The sequence below is a fragment of the Nitrospira sp. genome, assembly GCA_024760525.1.
Taxonomy (GTDB): domain Bacteria; phylum Nitrospirota; class Nitrospiria; order Nitrospirales; family Nitrospiraceae; genus Nitrospira_D.
The window spans coordinates 26,813-43,734 of the sequence record CP060500.1; the positions used below are offsets into that span (position 1 = coordinate 26,813).

The following is a 16,922-nucleotide window of genomic DNA, read 5'->3' on the forward strand; positions in this document are numbered from 1 at the left end:
TGATGTTCCGTGCGATGCCCCCCTGTTTACTTGTAATAGATAAATCTGGCGTCGTGGACCTGGTTCGCACTTTACATGGCGGGTAAACAGATCTCCGTCATGTTTACGACAAGAAATAGAAAGTTCTGGTATCTCGATGGGAGTGCTCCCACTGAAATCAATCGCTGTTACTTGGCTTCAGGGGAGCAAACATGGTCTTCAGGATACCTGATGGGGAGCTGTGGGTAGCCGAGCGGCAAGACTTTCCCCCGTGGGTTTGGCTTCGAGGTTCCTTGAACCGCTAAGGTTGCCGAAACCCGATCAGGGTTCGCTTCGTATCAGACGAAGCCTTGAATTACGTATGTAAGGGGACTTCATTTGGCGAGGCTTCTCATATAGTGAACAAGCTGCCACACTTCCTCGTCTGACAAATCCGGGAAGGCCATCATCCCTGTGCCTGAAGAACCGTGTTTTGTGATCCAGAACAGTTGCCCGTCAGAGATCTCACGCATCATGGCACTGCATGTGAAATCGCGCGCTGGCGGCATCATTCCGCCGCTGACCGATCCTTTCCCCTCTCCCCGCTTGCCGTGACACAGCGCGCAGGCCATGGGCTTCGCATCGTGGAGATACAGTCCTTTTCCTGCCTGGAGGACATCGCTGGAGGCAGGAAACGGGTTCGGCTTAGTTAAAATGTCTTCCGGAGCGGTGGCGGTTTTCCTCGGCTGGACGCAGGAGCTGTTCAGCCCTCCCTCGGAGTCGCCCGCTGTGGCCTGCTGGGTGAACGGCATTATCCAGATGATTACGACCATTGTTGCTATCATGTTCAGTTGTGTCCTCATTGAATTCATCGCGCACTCCTTTTGTTACAGAAGCCTGTGTAGGTATTCTGTTGAGCCCGAGCACCTTCGACCTAAATCAGTCCTCAGGGTGATCGTTGATCTCCGTGGAACTTTCCATTTGTGGTCCTTCAGGGCCACCTCCCGATCATGATCGGCAATGGATGCGGAGCGTGCATTCGACACCCACCGGCGGATGCCCGGCCCTCTCAGGCTTCGGATAGAATGACTCGATGATTGCCGCAAGTCCCCTCACACGGAATGACATGATCCTTCTTATCAAGAAACCGCTCGAGGCGGTACCTTCCAATGAGATCTTGTAAAGTGGCACGTATATCCGTGGGGATTTCGCTCGAGATAATCCTGATGCCCAGGTTCCGCCACCCAAAATGGGCCTGCGGGCCGAACCTCTGTGACTACCTTGCCAGGCCAGACCCCCGATCTATTGACATCTGCAATCATTTCCTCCGCAACGCGACGTTGCACCTCTGACGTGTAGTAAATTCCCGATCGATACGACGGGCCTACATCGTTGCCCTGGCGATTCAACGTGGTGGGGTCGTGGATTTGAAAAAACACCTCAAGTAGACTGCGGAAAGTCAGCTTGCCAGGGTCAAACACCACTTCAATGGCTTCTGCGTGAGTTCCATGGTTACGGTAGGTGGCGTTCGGCACATCGCCGCCGCTATAGCCCACCCGAGTCGAGAGCACCCCTGGCAGCTTGCGAATGAGATCTTGCATGCCCCAGAAACAGCCGCCAGCTAGTATGGTCGTCTCCATCTGACTCATCTGATGCTCCTCATCTCTTTCAAGCAAACGTAAATTCGGCGTTCATTGCTCTAAGAGACTCAAATGATGAAGCATTGAAGTTTTGACGGTTTTGGCCTATCGAGAAACACATGACCATTCTGTACCCCACAGACATAACAGGTAGCATGGACTCCACCATAAAGAGAGCGCTGTCCTCACGTACCGCAGAACGTTTGATAACAGGCCGTCACTTCAGTAGGTGCGGGGGCGACATAGGCATGGAGCTCCGGATCTTCATCAAACGGTCGAGTCACGGCTTTCAACAGCCGATCGAATGGTGCAAGGTCAGCATGGTCTGTAGCAGCGGTCAGCGCTTCCTCAACACGATGATTCCGTGGAATGTACAGCGGGTTTGTGTGCCGCATAGATGCAGCCTGTGCCTCCGCTCCAACGCACTCACGATCAAGACGCATGCGCCACCGCTTCAGCCACAACGAGAGGACTGAAGGCTCATGAAACATGGCCTGAAGCGGACGGACGTTCCCCTCCGCTGCGTCGGCGAGGTATCGCCAGGCGAGCGTGTAATCGGCGCCTTGTGTGTGGAGCAATGCCAACCATTCCTCGGCGAGCGCGTCGTCCCCTTGCTCGCTCGTGGAAAGGCCGAGCTTCTTCCGAAGGCCTGTAAGCCAATAGTCGTGGTAGCGAGCCGGAAAAGTTTCCAGGACCTCGATGAGCGGGTGGACGACAGGTTTGCCGGAAACAGTATTCATCAACGGAGCAATGGCTTCGGCAAGACGTGCCAAATTCCATCGCAGGATGTGCGGCTGGTTGTGATAGGCATACCGACCCTGCGAGTCGATTGAACTAAACACCGCATGTGGGTCGTACGCCTCCATAAACGCACAGGGTCCGTAATCGATGGTCTCGCCGGAGATCGTCGTGTTGTCTGTATTCATCACGCCATGGATGAAACCGACCAACATCCAGCGAGCGACAAGACTCGCCTGTCGGTCAGCCACGGCCCGGAACCATTCCTGATACCGATGAGGATGGTCGGTGAGCTGAGGATCGTGCCGTCGGATCGCATAGTCCACGAGTCGTTGTACCTGGCGTGGTTCCTCACGCGCCGCGAAGAATTCAAAGGTGCCAATTCGCAGATGACTGGCCGCGACGCGGGTCAATATAGCCCCCGGCAACGGACGCTCACGAAAAACTGGTTCGCCTGTCCAGACCGCGGCGAGTGCGCGAGTGGTCGGAATACCCATGGCATGCATGAATTCTCCGATGAGGTATTCCCGGAGCACCGGGCCCACCGCCGCTTTCCCATCTCCACCGCGAGAAAAGGGGGTCGGCCCCGATCCTTTAAAGGCCAGATCTCTACGACGGCCGTCTTCCCCCAATACCTCACCCAGGAGCAAGGCCCGACCATCGCCGAGTTGTGGAGCGAAGTTCCCAAACTGATGGCCTGCGTAGGCTTGGGCAATAGGCGTTGCGCCGGCTGGAATTTCATTCCCGGAAAGTATTGCACTGCCCATTGGGCTATTCAGCACTTCCATCGACAGGTTCAACTGAACGCCTAGGTTCGTATTCAATCGAAGAAGCTTTGGCGAAGGGACCTTGGTAGGTTGCCAGGGAACATACGTGCCTTCGAGTTCCCTGGCATAGGTGTTGTCAAATTGAATGTGCACAATCATGAGGAAAATGGATGAGACATTGCCTTCCGCCAACCATCCTCTTGAGGGTCACGGCACGATCATCTGTCTTGAGCTATTGTTTTTGCAAAATAGGGTAGCCAAGGGTGTAGATCCATTTGTCCGCTTCTGCCGCATTGGCCGAAGCCATTCCTCGTGCAGGAATGTGGCAGGGAACACATTCGACTTTGTAGTTCTTCGTGACGGAGTGACCCATGTCGCCCTTATTAAAGAGACCCCAGGCCCACCCATCTCCCCATACCATGGAATCTTTATACCGTCCCTTTGTATCGCGCACGAGCACAAACCAACCTTTGAGAGTGGTGGCATGACCGACTGCGGGCCCCGTGGTCATCGCCATCGTTTCGGCATTTAAGAGTTCCTTCACCAACACCGCGCCGTCCGGGAACTGTCCCGTCTTCTTATAGTGGGCAATCGTTGATGGCTGCGTATACACCGTGTGATACTCGTGGAGGCCGGGCCCATTTTTTTCCAATTTCTCATCAGTGTTGGCGTGAGCCCAGGTACCGAGCGTGGGCCATTCTGTGTAGTTGTCTGGCACGCGCAAAGCTCCCGTGGCGACGTCGACGTTCGGTGCGAACGGTTTTTCTTGTTCTGCAATGGATAATCCGGTCAGCCCTATAGCCCCGCATGCAAGAAAAAGAACTCCGAAAAGTAGTCGATTCATGATTCCCACCTTTCATCAATAATGACTGTTAGCTCCATTCCGAACATACGAAATGGGAGAATGCCAACACAATTCTATTCTTTACTCTTTCGCTTTTCTGTCATCTAGACGACAAACCCGGTAGGTCTCTGGCAGGAATGATATCAAGTGCCGCAACCCCGGCAATATGTATTTCTCAGAAGACCTCAAGGTGACGTTCGGTGATATACCGCGTCCATTTTCCTGGAGATATCGTGCCCTGTTGTCTGGGTAACCCTCCTATCTAATCGAGAGCTCATCACATCTCAGCTTGGTGGTAGCCCTCAGGAGCAACTGGCTCGCCCTGCAGCAATACCCTGCAGTAATACAATGTCTTTATCCCAAGAGAGCCGTCACGCGCTGACGCGGGATGAGGGCATGATCGCAAACCCCTGATGTGCGCATATTGATCATGATGGTCATCTAGATGACAGACAGGTTCAAAGAAAATGACGTATGACAGTGCGCAGTCAGCCTAATAGTTGAGCTAGAGAATTGTGGCCGGAGCGACCAGGCCCATAGGAGAAAGGGCACATAGATCTGTGCGCTCTGATGTCCACTGGTAGAAGAAAGTACCGGAGGGTGTAACTCTCTGTACGACCAAGGGAGTATTCATGGAAGGACAGGAATATCACAAAGCACATGATGTGCCATCGATTGCCACCCTCACATGGAGTGAGGTGACGCACCTGGCCAAACACGGCAATCCATCCCCGCCCCGCCGTGTCGAGAAGACCGAGGCCCAGTGGCGTGAACTGCTGACCGACAAGCAATTTCGGATCACCCGTCTGAAGGGGACCGAACGGGCCCACAGCTCGGAGCTCTGCCAACTGTTTGAACCGGGCCGGTACGAGTGCCTTTGTTGCGGCACAGAGCTCTTTGATGCTACGACCAAGTATCAAAGCCATACGGGGTGGCCTAGTTTCACGCAGCCGGTCTCGCCAGGAGTCGTCGCCTATCATCAGGATACTAGCCACGGCACGCACCGAATCGAGGTGACCTGCAATGTGTGCGATGCGCACCTCGGCCATGTGTTCCCCGATGGACCAGAGCCGTCAGGGTTGCGATTTTGCATCAATGCCATCTCCCTGCACAAAATTTCTATGCGCGAGCGAGGCCGGCTCTTGTAGCAGATGAGGAAGTGCGTCCACACAACCGAAGCAGGCATTGAGGGTCGACTGATCGATGGCAGTAGCCATTGATTCCAGGAAAGGCCGAGAGTCGGCGGCCATCAGAAGAATGGCCCTGGTGGTCACATGTGGGTCATAGGGTGGCGCACAGGAAGAATGGCGATTTGAGGGACGACCGCATACACACAGGCATGATTCATTAATCAGAGGAGGTCTGAATATGACGACTCACCAGAACCAGTTTCTGTATATCCAAACAAACGACATCCGTGAGGGACAAAATGCGGTGTTGGGCTATAACCGAAACGATGATGGCACGCTGGATCCGTTGCCAGGAAATCCGTTCTATACAGGAGGCACGGGCATCAACAATGACACCCATGGCAAGCTCGGCCCACATGACAACGACACCCCGCTGATTGTCAGCCAGGACGGGAAGCGTCTCTTTACGGTCAACACACACAGCAATACCATTGCCGTCTTCGATATTCAGCCCGATGGATCGTTACGGCATGTGAAGGAATCGCCGTTTCCGTCGCACGGTGTCGCCCCCAATAGTCTCTCGCTCAGTGGCATGACGCTGCTCGTGTCAAACCGGAATGAGGACTATCACCAGATTGAGGCGTTGCGTGGTGCAGCGAAAGCCAGCTACGTCTCGTTCACTGTAGAAAACACCGGTGCGTTACGATTTGTATCCAAAATTGATGTCGAGGACTCACAGAAACCGACCCAAGTCTACGTTCCCCAGTCCAACCCCCAGGTTGGGTTTGGCAATGACTTTCAGGTCGATGTGGATTTCGACGGTGAAGGAACGAGATCGTTTCTGGCTGGCACCAAGCCGAGCGTGCAGGGGCAACTCCATGTCTTTCAGGTGGGGCGAGATGGCCGGCTCACTGAGCGAGGTCGTATGCAGTTACCCGAGACGAATGCCGGCTACAAGTACAAGGGCATGGACGGCGTTCCGTCGATGCCTTTAGGTATCTGGGCGCATCCGACAGAATCATTGCTGTATGTGGGCTTCGTGACGCGAAACGAGCTCGGTGTCTACCGTTTTACTCAGGACGGCGAAATGACGTTCTTGGGGTCTGTTGAAAATAGCGGTCAGGATATTTGCTGGTTGCTCACCAACAAAAAAGGGACGCGTCTCTATACGGTGAACAATCTTCCACGGTCTGACAAGGATGACAAAGCCCCCACAGTGAGCACCTACGACATTTCCGGCGTACACGCGGTGAAACCCGTTGAAATCAGCCGACTGCAACTTCCTCACCCAGGGGGGTGGTTTATCAATAATCGCATGTTTAGCCAGCCGGGAAGTACCGCGTTCCAATGTGCGCTGTCTCCAGAGGAGACGTTTCTCTACGTGATCTGCCAACGGATCAATCAAACTGATGAGAACAAGAGCGAAGAGGGCAATATCCTGCACAGCCTGCTCTTAGACAAAAATGGGATTCCATCGATTGCGCACTCACGGCATCTTAGCCAAGACGGGGTGCACTATCGTTCCCGCCCGCAGGGGATTGTGACGCTTAATCGCTAATGTTCCAAGTCCATGGCAACGCGGGAGTTCTCCACGTTGACAGCCGGGCAGACATGACCAGAAGCATCCATGGGCTTGGTATCGATAAGACGATGCAAAGGACGCTCTAACGCATGTTGAGGGGTTCACGAAGAGGAGTGCGTCCCACTCCACCATGGAATAGGCAGAAGGCGACGGGATGCGCCTATTTTGTTCTGGCGTACATGGGTGGGTACTGTGCCGGAGACGACCAAAGGCTGGTGTCACGTCCCTCGGCAACTCCTCCGACGATCTGCCTCAACGCATCCAGCGACCGAAGGCAGATGTAGGCCCGTGAATAGGCAATGACGTTCTGAGCACGAAGATCGTTCAGGATTGGCGTCACGTTTGATCGGGCAGCCAGAACGATCTCAGAGAGATCTTGATGCGTCAGCCGGATGTCAAGGGCATACCCTGAATGGTGTGGGCAGGGCTTTCCTCCAAAACACATGAGGTCAAGAAGTACCGCCACAATTCGCTTCTCTAGTGGTGCGATAAAGTGCCACTGGAGTCGACGATCAAGAAACTGAAACTGAAGAGCGTAAATCTCTAATAGTATCTGGCGTAGAGCCTCATCCTGGCGCACAGCTGTCTCTATGGCGACACGGTCCAGTTCGAGAACGTGGGTTTCTCCACTCGCAATGGCAACTCCGTTTTGGTCGAAACTCGCGGGACAGAACGGAAGGTCTCCAAAGATCGAGGCTTCCCCCAGCAGTGCACGAGTGGCATGGTGACCGTCTGCTTGGGTCGCTCCTAAGCGCACATATCCGGACTTGACGATATGCACTTTCCCCGGAATGAATGCCCCAGAGATCAGCGCCTTGTCCTTTAACACGTATCGCCGGGCAGTTCGGAGACGTCCTGCAACCATCAGAAAGTCTGTCGCCAGTGAGGCTGGGATTTGCATGTTAATAGGCGTTCAGTTTTGCAGCGAATGTTTGTGCAATTTTATTGTCGTTTTGTCATTCAGATGACAGTTCTTTGCCCGACGAACATGTACATGTAACGGCACGTTATATTCATCGTCTAATTTTAGGGAGGTTCTATGCACAAAACAAGTGGTACTCGAACTGTACGTATCGTCTTAGCAGCAAGTGTTGCGCTTGGAGGAATGCTGTGGTCAACCGTCGGCAGCCTCAGCTCTGCAACAGCTGGTGCTCCCCCCGGCGCTCCCCCGTCCACAATACCTGGTGCGATTGAGTACACCCCTGAGGGCAAAATGAAAAGGCCGCCATTTTCTGCCTTCCGGCATTGGGTGTACATTGGAACTCCTCTGACTCCGAACGATATGAACGATGGGAAGGCCAATTTCCCTGAGTTTCATAACGTCTACATGGATCCAGAGGGTTTTGCGTACTACGAAAAGAACGGTAAATATCGAGACGGCACCGCGATCGTGAAAGAATTGGTCAGCGTTGGTGCAAAAGAAGCGGCCAGCGGTGCAGGGTATTTCCAAGGGGAATTTATTGGACTTGAAGTTTCCGTTAAGGATTCCAAGCTCCACTCGAAAGATCCCGGTAACTGGGGCTTCTACAGCTTCGGCCATTCGTACCCACTGAAAGACGTGTCAAAGCCGAACAAAATCGACGAGTGCAATAAATGCCATGAGACGAATGCCGTGGACTTTGTGTTCTCGCAGTATTACCCAGTACTGCGCGCGGCTAATCCCATGAAAAAGTAACAATCTGCTTGATCTGGTAACCGATGACTATAAGTCATCGGTTATCCAGCTCCGCCAATTCTGTCATTTTCTTAAAGCGCGCCTATGAGATTGCCAATCAAACTCGTGCCGCCGTGTTTCTGCCTAGCATTTGTTTTTGGCATTAGCGGATGTCTTTCTCCTCTCGCAACCCATCGCGCCGTGCTTGAATATGACCGGACCGTCAGTTACGTCGAAGCAGATCTATTGCTGCTCAATATCGCACGTGCACGATACCATCGGCCGGTGCATTTCACGGCGGTGTCGAGTGTTGCCGCGACGTTCGATTTTCGAACAGACGCAGGGATTCGGGGAGGAATTGGGCATGCCGTCGATCCATCGAAATACCCACTCGGACTCGAATATGGCGTGAGTGTCGCGGAAAATCCTACGATCACCATTATCCCCATCACGGGTGAGGACTTTACTAGGCGCATCCTTCAACCGCTCAATGAAAATACATTGAAATCTTTGGCGCACCAAGGCTACGAGCTCAACATGCTGTTGCGTTTGATGGCTAGGGGGTTCTCGATCGACGAAGGCGATGGGAGGCGCTTATTGATTAACCGCCCCTCGGAAGGAGATGGCTTCATCGAATTTCGCCGTCGGGTGCTGCATTTAGCTAGCCTCGAGAAGAGCAGACAACTCTATGTAGAACCTTTGCTATTCAACGACACTCAAACTATGTACGTTCGTCCCCCGAACCCCCGTGAGATCGTCGAGGCGACAGAGAAAGGGTATCGTTGGGAGGTCAATGTCGAGACCGGCACGCATACTGTGTGGCGTCCAACGATCGGACGGCTGCTGATCTCCAACTACGACTCCAAGCGCCTGTCAAACGAGGAACGGAGGCAATTACATTTGGAGGCGCTCCAATATCCTGAAAGCCAGGTATTGGTCGATATTCGGCCTGGTTTTCCTGGTGGTGATTATCCGCTTCATGGCACGTTACTTCTGAGAAGCATCAATGCCATCGTTGGATTTGTCGGCCGGAATTTCGAGGAGGACCGCGAATTTGCCGTTACGCCTGATCCAAGAACCATTACACTCGTGCGCAATCCAACACACACGCTGGAAATTGTCGAATCGGCTAGTAAGCCTGGCGAGATCGAATTCGCCGTCTACTTTGAGGGGAAGTATTATTCGATAAAAAGGTACCCGGTCGAACAGAGGACGGAGTCCAATTGGAATCAAGAATCCTTCGCCGTGCTATCCCATCTCTTTCAGATGACTGTCACGGATTTGGGCAAAGTCCCAACTCCAGCGATTACCATTCAGAAATGACGGGGCGATATGTCTACCGAACGCTCGAGTCACAAATTATCTTCGGTCTAGATGAACAATGATTCAGAACGCGTTCTCGATGCTCATGGACATCCGACGACTCGTACCAAACCCTTCAGGGCGCCCCCTGTCCTTCGTGCTTGCACTCACGAGGGCTTTCATTGGTTGTGGGTTGTTCCTGCTCAGCGCGGACGTGATGGCGCTCGATCCTCTTCGCGCAACAGACAAAGAAATTCCCCATCTCCTCGGATTGGGCGATCCGAATGACTTTCTCCTAATTGAGAGTCGTCCCATCCAACAGTCCGTTGAACTCGGCCGGTTTCTGTTTTTCGACAAGCGACTCTCAGGAGATGGCACGATCGCCTGTAGTTCGTGTCATCTGCCCTCTCGCGCGTTTACCGATAGGAACGCTGTTCCAACCGGCATCAAAGGCCAGCGTGGCCATCGGAATGCCCCCACCATTGTGAATCGCCTGTACGGTCGGTCATTCTTTTGGGATGGACGAGCGCACACGCTTCCAGAACAGACACTTGAGCCTTTTCTCAGTCCGGTTGAACACGGGCTCTCTCAGCGCGACCTCCTCTCCATGATCAGGTCAATTCCAGGCTACCGCCGTCTGTTTCGCGAGGCATTCGGCACGGATGTGACCGAGGATGGCATTGCGACCGCCCTGACCCATTTCCAATGGACCATCCTCTCCGGTAACAGTCCCGTAGACCGATTCGATTATCGGGGGGATGCGACCGCCCTCCCTGCCGCCGCACAACGCGGGTTCCTCGTGTTTCGAGGCAAGGGCGGCTGTGTGCGATGCCACGCTGGCCCCAACTATACCGACGAGCAATACCACAATCTCGGAGTGGGTTGGGAGTCCTCTCACGTCGATCTCGGCCGCTATTCCGTGACCCGTCAGCCGGAAGATATCGGCGCGTTCAAGACACCGACGCTGCGAGAGGTCGCTCAGACTGCTCCCTACATGCACGATGGTCGATTCAAGACACTCAGAGAAGTGGTGAACTTTTACAATCACGGAGGGGTGAGCAACCCGCATCAGGATCCCATTATGCGACCTCTGTTTCTGAGTGACGACGAACGAGAAGACTTAGAAGCCTTTCTCAACAATCTGTCTGGCGAAGGATGGCAGCAGGCGGTTGCACCCCGTGTGTTCCCGAAGTAACGAGTTGCTTTCCCAGCATTCGCATTACAGGTCCGCGGAAGTTAAAGGTGTTTCAGATGTCTGTGGCAGGCGATTGTACCGTACGTTGTTTTTCTTTTGGCCGGGACCCGTATCACTACAACGGCTGGTCGAGGGGTACCAGACATGGGCGAGGGCTTCATTGATGAGACGTGCAGAACACCAGCCGACGACGGACCTGATCGCCTGCGACGAGTGCGACCTCCTCCAACGCCCGATCGCCCTTCCCGCCGGTGGGTGGGCGCTCTGCCGACGATGTGACGGTCCTCTGTATCGGTATACGCCCGGCAGTCTTGACCGGGCGCTCGCCTTCTCGATTGGTGCCGTCGTGATGTTTCTCATCGGTATCACGTCTCCGATCATGGAGCTGGAGATACAGGGGAATGTAACCTCTTCGAGCCTGTACACGGCGGTGCAACAACTCTGGAGTCAGGACCAGCACATCTTCTCGGTGCTCATCGCAGCTACCACCATGATCCTGCCTGTCTTCGAGTTAGCGGCCATGTTATCGGTGTTGCTTTCATTGCGAATCCGGCCAGCATCAACCTGGGTCCCCAGGCTACTACGATTGCTGACTCTAATACGACCATGGAGCATGGTCGAAATATTTTTCATGGGGGTACTCGTGGCTCTCGTCAAACTGGCGCACATGGCTGACATTGTAACCGGCGTGGCCCTGTGGGCATTGGGGGGGATGATGGTCTTGTTGGTTGCGGCAAGCGGGTCGTTTAATCTTCGGCATCTGTGGGAAGAGGTCTCCTCGCAATGACATCGTCACCGAGCACGGCAAAAGCACTCGGGCTGTACGCCTGTCACACTTGCGGTCTTGTTTCCAGACCAGCTCAAGAGGGCGCATCGTCTTGCCGTCGATGCGGCAGTCTGCTCCGTTTTCGAAAGACGAGCAGCATCGAACGGTCATTCGCCTATCTGCTCGCCGCCTATATTCTCTACATCCCGGCCAATATACTCCCGATTATGGAAACGCACTCCGTGTTGGGGAAAGAGGACAACACGATTGTCAGTGGAATCGTCTATCTGTGGCATTCTGGATCATGGCCGCTGGCCCTCGTCGTCTTCATTGCCAGCATCGTGGTTCCTGTTTTGAAACTCCTGGCGCTGACGCTCCTCGTGGCCACATCCCATTACCAATCTGCCTGGCGCCCCCTCGAACGGACGAAACTCTACCGCATCGTGGAACTGATCGGGCGCTGGTCCATGCTGGATGTGTATGTCGTCGCAATTCTGGCAGCGCTGGTGCAATTTCATCCGCTCGCAACAGTGACCCCTCGCATCGGGGCCGTCTACTTTGGTGGCGTGGTGGTGCTCAGCATGCTCTCCGCCATGGCTTTTGATCCTCGACTCATCTGGGATCCGACTCAGAAGGACCTTCGCACCCGTGAATGACAGACATACAGACGAACTGTTGAAAGTGGCAAGTGCCGTGGCCGCGCCGAAGGGGCGGTGGTCGCTTCATTTTGTGTGGCTGGTGCCGATCATCTCCATCCTGATCGGCGGCTGGATTGCAATCAAAGCCGTCCTCGAACAGGGACCGACGATCACCATCACCTTCAGAGCTGCGGAGGGCTTGGAACCTGGTAAGACGAAGATCAAGTACAAGAACGTCGACGTCGGAGAAGTGAGAACAATTACCATCAGCGAAGATCTCTCCCACGTCATTGTCACCGCGAACATGGTCAACAACTTTTCCATGCATCTCGTTGAGGACACGAGATTCTGGGTCGTCCGCACACGGGTGACCGGGGGACAGGTGACAGAGCTCGGCACGCTGTTCTCCGGATCGTACATTGGTCTGGATGTGGGGAGATCTCAAGCGTCTAGGAGGGAATTTGAAGGGCTTGAGGTCCCTCCAATTATCACTGGAGATGTCGCGGGCAGGCAATTTGTCTTACGAGGAACTGGCCAAGGCTCGCTCGATACCGGTACCCCCATCTACTTTCACCGAGTGCCCGTAGGAAAGGTGTTGTCCGCTGAGCTCGATACGGATGGAACCGCTGTGGTGACACGAATCTTTGTCGCCGCGCCCCATGATCGATACGTCACCACGAACACGAGGTTCTGGAACGCGAGTGGCGTGGACGTGACCGTTGACTCTGCCGGACTGAAGATGCGTACACAATCCCTCATCTCGATCTTGGTCGGTGGAATTGCCTTTGAGACCCCGCCGAATGCCTCGGTGACGCCGCAGGCTGCTGAAAACACAAATTTTGTGATGTACCCAGACCGGGACATGGCGATGAAACGACCAGATCAGGGTACGCTCAGATTCACAGTGTATTTTACGGAATCCTTGCGAGGACTGACCCTTGGGGCTCCGGTGGAACTCCATGGCCTCCCGGTCGGTGAAGTGACAAACATCGAAATGGACTACGACGACAAGGCCAGAACCTATCGGTTTCCTGTCGAGCTCGCGCTCTACCCCGATCAATTGGCGCGGCATGTCCAACCCGATGACATGAGGGGGGCCCACGCGGAGGCCCCCACGAGGCAGGAGATCGATGCGCTCGTCGCTCGTGGGCTACGGGCACAACTGACGACGGGCAGTCTCCTCACCGGACAGCTTTTCGTGGCACTCGACTTTTTTCATGATGCAACCAAAGCCTCGGTCAACTGGGGAAAAGTTCCTCCCGAGCTGCCGACGATTCCGAGTAGTCTTGCGAGCCTCCAGCATAACTTGTCCCACTTTGCACAGAAATTAGAGCGGCTGCCGGTGGATGAGCTCATGACGGATCTTCGTAAAACCCTCGGCTCCCTGCAGACAATGTTGCGGAGTACGGATGCGTTGGCGCAGCAGCTGGACAAACAGGTGGCGCCGAAGGCTGAGGAGGCATTGCAAGAGTTGCGGCGCACGCTGCTCGCCGCAGAACATCTTCTGGCGACCGATGCGCCCCTTCAGCAAGATGCTCGTGACGCGTTGCGTCAGCTGGGACGAGCATCTCAATCCCTTCACGAGCTGGCGGAATTTCTCGAACGCCACCCCGAATCCCTCATTCGTGGGAGAACAGAGGAGAGACCATGATCAGCTGCCTGGCCAGGCTCGCCATTGTCGGACTCGCAGGTCTCGTGTTGACGGTTGGCTGCGCACCGCCTGTCACCCTCAACCACTACATCCTCAACAGTCACACTGTCCGAGACCGTGGAGGTCCCCAGCCTGAGGCGTTCGCGCTGTCGATCGGCCTGAGACCAATTACGCTGCCGGACATGGTCGATCGCCCGCAGCTCGTGTTGCGCACAAGTGAGCATCGTGTGGTCCTCGCCGAGACACATCGCTGGGCTGGACCGCTTAAGGCAGAAATCGCGCGTGTCCTGGCCGATAATCTTGCCTATCTCCTGGGCACCCGGTCGATTTCTTCCTATCCCCAGCGTGGGGTCGAGCGCGCCGAGGTGAGGGTGTCGGTTGATGTTCAGCGTTTCGAATCGATCCTGGGAAAAACCGCAACGATCGACGCCATCTGGACGGTACAATGGACGGATGGAACGCAGCGGACCGATAGCGCGCATGTACAAGAAACGGTGTCTGACGAGAGCTACGACGCCCTGGTCGCCGCTCATAGTCGTGCATTGATGACCGTCAGTCAGGACATTGCCTCGACCATTCGAGGGGGTGGGGTCGCTGCCTCGCCTCGTTGATATCCACGGTATGGATATAAGAGAAAAAATCTCATGCTCATATGCATGGTGTATAGGAATAGAATATGAACACGTTACAGTTTTTGGTGGACTACGGAGCGTGGGTGCTCTTCGCTGTTGTATTTCTAGAGCAGGCTGGTCTTCCTCTTCCCGCACTCCCTCTCTTAGTAACAGCAGGCGCATTGGTCGGAGCCGACAAGATGAACGTCGGCGTGGCAGTGCTGGCTCCCCTCGTCGCCGCTGTTCTTCCCGACCTCTGCTGGTATTACTTAGGGCGCGTGAAGGGAGGCCGAGTCCTTGGGCTTCTCTGTAAAATCTCCCTTGAACCTGACTCCTGTGTGCGAAGTTCAGAGGATATGTTCCGCCGGCACGGGAAAAGCACCCTGCTAATCGCAAAATTCGTCCCCGGCTTGAGCACGATCGCGCCTCCATTGGCCGGCATCACCGGCATGACACTTCCGGTATTCCTCTTCTACGATACGGGCGGGGCTCTCCTATTGATCCTCCTATCCGAGGGTGTCGGTGCCTTGTTTAGCAATCAGCTGGAATCCGTCATGGCCGTCTTCGACCAGGTCGGCGGATGGATTCTCGTCATCGCGCTGATTGGTGTCGCCACCTTTGTAGCCTATAAGTTTTATCGCAGGCAACAGGTCTTACGAGAACACCAGATGGCCAAGATTTCAGTCGACGAATTGAAGAACATGATGGATGGCGGGCACCAAGTGGTTATTGTTGATGTAAGAAATCCCCTATCGCGCGAAACGGATCCAGAAGCCATTCCTGGAGCCATCCATTTACTGTTTGAGGAGATCGAGCATCGCCAAGATGAATTGCCGAAGAACCAAGAAATTGTGCTCTACTGTAACTGTCCCAACGACATTTCTAGCGCTCGCACGGCGTTGAAATTGAAGAAACAAGGAGTCCACCGTGTTCGCCCTCTTGAAGGAGGACTTGATGCATGGCGAGACCGACGGTTCCCAACGGAATCAGTCACGTGTCAGACAGTCCCGCAACAGCAATCCTGATTAACAGCAGACGCATTGGTCGGAGCCGACAAGATGAACGTCGGCGTGGCGGTGCTGGCTCCTTGCTACTCGAGACGCTCATGAACTGTACCGTAGATATGGGTTTAAGTCTCCTGATGTGCCAACGCTGTTTATGGAAAGAACTGGCACCGTTCCGTGTGAGCCTCGGAACGGGTGAAGGTGGTCAAGGCGGGCCTACCTGCAATGCATTCATCAAAGCTTAAATCGTCAAGGGCGCATTCCCTTCGCTGCGGTTATTCACCAAGACATAAGCCTTTCGCTTCTCTCCCACCGCCTTCTTCACGAGTTCCACGGTGTCTCGCCGCATCTCTGGCAGCTCTTCCACGATCTTCGTATACGGCTCCGCACGTTTCTTCGCTGCTTCATACGACATCTTGAGTGGGGTCAGGAGGCGCAGAACCGTGAAGGGCGCCGTGAAGCAATCCTCCATCCGTTGATGCTGCTCCGGTAACGACGGCATGTAAGACCAATGGTTGTAGACATGGGCGATGCCGTGATGCTCTAAGACCTTGCGATAGTCAGGACCCAGCAAGCCCGCATTGCGAATTTCAACCGCATACCGAAAGTCCTTGGGGAGTTGACCGCTCCAGCTTACTACCCCTTAGCCTCAATCTGCTTGAGAGAAGAAAAGCTTAAACGGAGCCATCCTCTGACGAGGCATACATTCAAGAATCTGTCTAGCCGGTTCACCAAGGCAGGTTTCCCGAATGACTTTCTTCGCTCCGCAATCTTGCCTGATTGGTGGGACGACACCTGCCGTGAAGATCCAAAGCTTCTTCAGGATATTGAAATTCGGATTGCGCGCTTCCTTGGTCAGTCTTTGACAGAGATCAAAAACCCGAGCACTAGATTAGCATCTCCACCTTATCCTGAAGCTCAGCTAAGACGTGTAAAAGACATTGATCGTGATAGGCTCGGTCCTGCAATTCACGCCGCTATGCGGATAGCTGCAGCAACCGTTCGAAGTCTACGACACAATGTCCCCACTGCTGCAACTACTCCTCCTGCTGACGGCCTCGCCTGGCGGAACTCGATCCAGCACACAGGCCCGTCGATAACTTTGAAAGATGTCGCAGGAGATCTCTGGCGTCGGGGAATTCCTTTCATCTCGCTTGACTTGCTTCCAACTCCCAGTTTCCAAGGCCTAGCCGGAATCATTGAGGGCCGGCCCATCATATTGCTTGGCCACAAGCATGATGAGCCAGGGCGGCTAGCATTTGTTGTGTCGCACGAAACGGGTCATATAGCCGCTGGTGATTGTGCTCCTGGTCAGCCAGTTGTTGACGAAGAAGAGATTCAAGACAGCGACCTTATTGAACGTCGGGCCGATCAATACGCAACGTGGGTCCTAGTAGGTAGCGATACCATTCCAAGCATTAATGGTTGAGCTGCTGCCGGTT

General features: G+C 54.4%; 16 protein-coding genes. 10 read left to right on the forward strand and 6 right to left on the reverse strand.

Annotated elements, in window-relative coordinates:
• Positions 1-353: 353 nt before the first annotated feature.
• From H8K04_19900 to H8K04_19915, 4 genes are all read right to left on the reverse strand, one after another.
• Positions 354-803 carry a c-type cytochrome gene (locus H8K04_19900; GenBank protein UVT18205.1) on the reverse strand — a complete coding sequence of 150 codons (450 nt, stop codon included), beginning with the start codon at positions 801-803 and terminating at the stop codon, positions 354-356.
• Positions 804-1,097: 294 nt separating this feature from the next.
• Positions 1,098-1,607, reverse strand: a complete 510-nt coding sequence (gene msrA, locus H8K04_19905) for a peptide-methionine (S)-S-oxide reductase MsrA (GenBank protein ID UVT18206.1) — start codon at positions 1,605-1,607, stop codon at positions 1,098-1,100.
• 176 nt (positions 1,608-1,783) lie between these two features.
• Complete coding sequence (locus tag H8K04_19910; protein ID UVT18299.1) at positions 1,784-3,256, reverse strand: YdiU family protein; 1,473 nt, start codon at positions 3,254-3,256, stop codon at positions 1,784-1,786.
• A gap of 79 nt (positions 3,257-3,335) precedes the next feature.
• A complete protein-coding gene (locus H8K04_19915) occupies positions 3,336-3,947 on the reverse strand; it encodes a cytochrome P460 family protein (protein UVT18207.1) in 612 nt (203 codons plus the stop codon).
• A 632-nt stretch (positions 3,948-4,579) separates the two neighbouring features.
• Here H8K04_19915 and msrB point away from each other — a divergent pair.
• Positions 4,580-5,095 carry a peptide-methionine (R)-S-oxide reductase MsrB gene (gene msrB, locus H8K04_19920; protein UVT18208.1) on the forward strand — a complete coding sequence of 172 codons (516 nt, stop codon included), beginning with the start codon at positions 4,580-4,582 and terminating at the stop codon, positions 5,093-5,095.
• A 220-nt stretch (positions 5,096-5,315) separates the two neighbouring features.
• Positions 5,316-6,635 (forward strand): beta-propeller fold lactonase family protein, encoded by a 1,320-nt coding sequence (locus H8K04_19925; GenBank protein ID UVT18209.1) that lies wholly within the window; start codon positions 5,316-5,318, stop codon positions 6,633-6,635.
• A gap of 184 nt (positions 6,636-6,819) precedes the next feature.
• Here H8K04_19925 and H8K04_19930 read toward each other — a convergent pair whose 3' ends face one another.
• Complete coding sequence (locus H8K04_19930) at positions 6,820-7,560, reverse strand: Crp/Fnr family transcriptional regulator (GenBank protein UVT18210.1); 741 nt, start codon at positions 7,558-7,560, stop codon at positions 6,820-6,822.
• A gap of 204 nt (positions 7,561-7,764) precedes the next feature.
• On the opposite strand from H8K04_19930, the gene H8K04_19935 reads away from it, so the two are divergent.
• The 8 genes from H8K04_19935 (at position 7,765) to H8K04_19970 (ending at position 15,501) form a co-directional block, all read left to right on the forward strand.
• The gene (locus H8K04_19935; GenBank protein UVT18300.1) at positions 7,765-8,334 is read left to right on the forward strand and encodes a cytochrome P460 family protein; all 570 of its coding nucleotides are present in this window, start codon (positions 7,765-7,767) and stop codon (positions 8,332-8,334) included.
• Positions 8,335-8,418: 84 nt separating this feature from the next.
• The gene (locus tag H8K04_19940; GenBank protein ID UVT18211.1) at positions 8,419-9,636 is read left to right on the forward strand and encodes a hypothetical protein; all 1,218 of its coding nucleotides are present in this window, start codon (positions 8,419-8,421) and stop codon (positions 9,634-9,636) included.
• A 58-nt stretch (positions 9,637-9,694) separates the two neighbouring features.
• Positions 9,695-10,810 (forward strand): c-type cytochrome, encoded by a 1,116-nt coding sequence (locus H8K04_19945; protein ID UVT18212.1) that lies wholly within the window; start codon positions 9,695-9,697, stop codon positions 10,808-10,810.
• A 163-nt stretch (positions 10,811-10,973) separates the two neighbouring features.
• Complete coding sequence (locus tag H8K04_19950) at positions 10,974-11,597, forward strand: paraquat-inducible protein A (GenBank protein UVT18213.1); 624 nt, start codon at positions 10,974-10,976, stop codon at positions 11,595-11,597.
• On the forward strand, positions 11,594-12,232 hold the full coding sequence (locus H8K04_19955; GenBank protein UVT18214.1) for a paraquat-inducible protein A: 639 nt from the start codon (positions 11,594-11,596) through the stop codon (positions 12,230-12,232). The genes H8K04_19950 and H8K04_19955 overlap by 4 nt, the downstream gene beginning before the upstream one ends.
• Before the next feature lie 19 nt (positions 12,233-12,251).
• Positions 12,252-13,865 (forward strand): MCE family protein, encoded by a 1,614-nt coding sequence (locus tag H8K04_19960; protein UVT18301.1) that lies wholly within the window; start codon positions 12,252-12,254, stop codon positions 13,863-13,865.
• Positions 13,862-14,476 carry a membrane integrity-associated transporter subunit PqiC gene (locus H8K04_19965; protein ID UVT18215.1) on the forward strand — a complete coding sequence of 205 codons (615 nt, stop codon included), beginning with the start codon at positions 13,862-13,864 and terminating at the stop codon, positions 14,474-14,476. The genes H8K04_19960 and H8K04_19965 overlap by 4 nt, the downstream gene beginning before the upstream one ends.
• 65 nt (positions 14,477-14,541) lie before the next feature.
• On the forward strand, positions 14,542-15,501 hold the full coding sequence (locus tag H8K04_19970; GenBank protein UVT18216.1) for a VTT domain-containing protein: 960 nt from the start codon (positions 14,542-14,544) through the stop codon (positions 15,499-15,501).
• Between the two features lie 220 nt (positions 15,502-15,721).
• Here the strand turns inward: H8K04_19970 and H8K04_19975 are convergent, their stop codons facing one another.
• Positions 15,722-16,069, reverse strand: coding sequence for a DUF72 domain-containing protein (locus H8K04_19975; protein ID UVT18302.1), 348 nt, complete (start codon positions 16,067-16,069; stop codon positions 15,722-15,724).
• Positions 16,070-16,922 lie beyond the last annotated feature (853 nt).

Coding starts and splice junctions, on each gene's coding strand:
- H8K04_19900 (UVT18205.1), bottom strand. CDS start 803: ATGATAGCAACAATGGTCGTAATCATCTGGATAATGCCGTTCACCCAG.
- msrA (UVT18206.1), bottom strand. CDS start 1,607: ATGAGTCAGATGGAGACGACCATACTAGCTGGCGGCTGTTTCTGGGGC.
- H8K04_19915 (UVT18207.1), bottom strand. CDS start 3,947: ATGAATCGACTACTTTTCGGAGTTCTTTTTCTTGCATGCGGGGCTATA.
- msrB (UVT18208.1), top strand. CDS start 4,580: ATGGAAGGACAGGAATATCACAAAGCACATGATGTGCCATCGATTGCC.
- H8K04_19925 (UVT18209.1), top strand. CDS start 5,316: ATGACGACTCACCAGAACCAGTTTCTGTATATCCAAACAAACGACATC.
- H8K04_19930 (UVT18210.1), bottom strand. CDS start 7,560: ATGCAAATCCCAGCCTCACTGGCGACAGACTTTCTGATGGTTGCAGGA.
- H8K04_19935 (UVT18300.1), top strand. CDS start 7,765: ATGCTGTGGTCAACCGTCGGCAGCCTCAGCTCTGCAACAGCTGGTGCT.
- H8K04_19940 (UVT18211.1), top strand. CDS start 8,419: ATGAGATTGCCAATCAAACTCGTGCCGCCGTGTTTCTGCCTAGCATTT.
- H8K04_19945 (UVT18212.1), top strand. CDS start 9,695: ATGATTCAGAACGCGTTCTCGATGCTCATGGACATCCGACGACTCGTA.
- H8K04_19950 (UVT18213.1), top strand. CDS start 10,974: ATGAGACGTGCAGAACACCAGCCGACGACGGACCTGATCGCCTGCGAC.
- H8K04_19955 (UVT18214.1), top strand. CDS start 11,594: ATGACATCGTCACCGAGCACGGCAAAAGCACTCGGGCTGTACGCCTGT.
- H8K04_19965 (UVT18215.1), top strand. CDS start 13,862: ATGATCAGCTGCCTGGCCAGGCTCGCCATTGTCGGACTCGCAGGTCTC.
- H8K04_19970 (UVT18216.1), top strand. CDS start 14,542: ATGAACACGTTACAGTTTTTGGTGGACTACGGAGCGTGGGTGCTCTTC.